At 19.7% G+C, this 1168-nt stretch carries 1 protein-coding gene; it reads left to right on the top strand.

What is annotated here, in order from left to right:
* Positions 1-20: 20 nt before the first annotated feature.
* The gene (locus N5D03_RS14850) at positions 21-557 is read left to right on the top strand and encodes a sigma-70 family RNA polymerase sigma factor (protein WP_038337322.1); all 537 of its coding nucleotides are present in this window, start codon (positions 21-23) and stop codon (positions 555-557) included.
* The last annotated feature ends 611 nt before the right edge of the window (positions 558-1168 follow it).

Genomic DNA, 1168 nt, shown 5'->3' with positions numbered 1-1168 from the left:
TTTTCTATAAAAATATACCTATGATAAATAAAGATAAAAATATTAATATCCAAAAATGGATTGATGATTATACATTGGACCTATTAAAAAAAACTAACTATTTAATATCTAGCAAAGAAGATGCAGAAGATTTAGTACAAGATGTTTTTATTTCAGCTTTTGAAAATTATGAGAAATTTCAATGGAATAGCTCTGTAAAAACTTGGTTAATTAGTATTTTGAAAAATAAAATTTCTGATTTTTACAGAAAAAAATATAATAATAAAAATGAGATCACTTTAGATTATTTTTTTGATGAAAATGGTAATTGGATTGATAAAAATATATTAAATGATTGGACAGAAAATGAAAATAATATTAGAGAAAACTATTTAGAAAATTGTTTAGAAAAATTACCTAATAAATGGTTAATTCCTATAAAACTATACTATTTAAAACAAAAAAAAACAGAACTTGTTTGTCAGGAAATAGGAATTACATCGACTAATTTATGGAAGATTCTTCAAAGAGCTAGATTACAATTAAGAGAGTGCATTGAATCTAATTTATCTAATTAAAAATTAACTTATGTGGAATAAAATTATTCATTGGGTTATTATGCCTTGTAATGAAATAACATTTGAAATAGAGAAAAAAAATGCAAAAAAAATCTCATTAATTCAAAATTTGAGATTGAATTTACATATTTATAGTTGTAAATGGTGCGCTTCTTACTACAAAAAAGTAAAGCTAATAGATAATCTTTTGAATAAACAAAATTCAAAAGAAAAATTAATTAATGTAGATGATCTAAAATCTAAAATAAAGTCCAAAATAGAAACTCATTGTAAACATGAGTAAATACATTACGAATGTTTATCATCAAAAAATAAAGTGTATAAATAATATTTTCTTTTTAAACTGCTATTTTTAAGACTAAAATATTTATTAAATAATTTCCAAAGTATAGTCTAAAGTTAATTTTTATTTTAATTATAATACATCACATATTTAATGAAATTTAAGATAAATTCATAAAACAATAAAAAAACTCAAACCATTTTAAATGATATATTTACAATGGTTTTTTTTTATAAAAATTATAGAAAGATTAATATCTAACAAAAAAAATAGATTTTTTTTGTCAGGTTTTAATTATTTATACGACTACTATTATAAAAGATCGTAT

Origin of the sequence: Empedobacter sp. GD03861, assembly GCF_029840885.1 — a bacterium.
Lineage (GTDB): Bacteria > Bacteroidota > Bacteroidia > Flavobacteriales > Weeksellaceae > Empedobacter > Empedobacter falsenii_B.
The sequence above is the reverse complement of the archived record's forward strand: the minus strand, read 5'-3'. Positions and strand labels throughout refer to the sequence as shown.

Excerpts from the sequence above, each read along its gene's own strand:
- N5D03_RS14850 (WP_038337322.1), top strand. The coding sequence starts at position 21 with ATGATAAATAAAGATAAAAATATTAATATCCAAAAATGGATTGATGAT.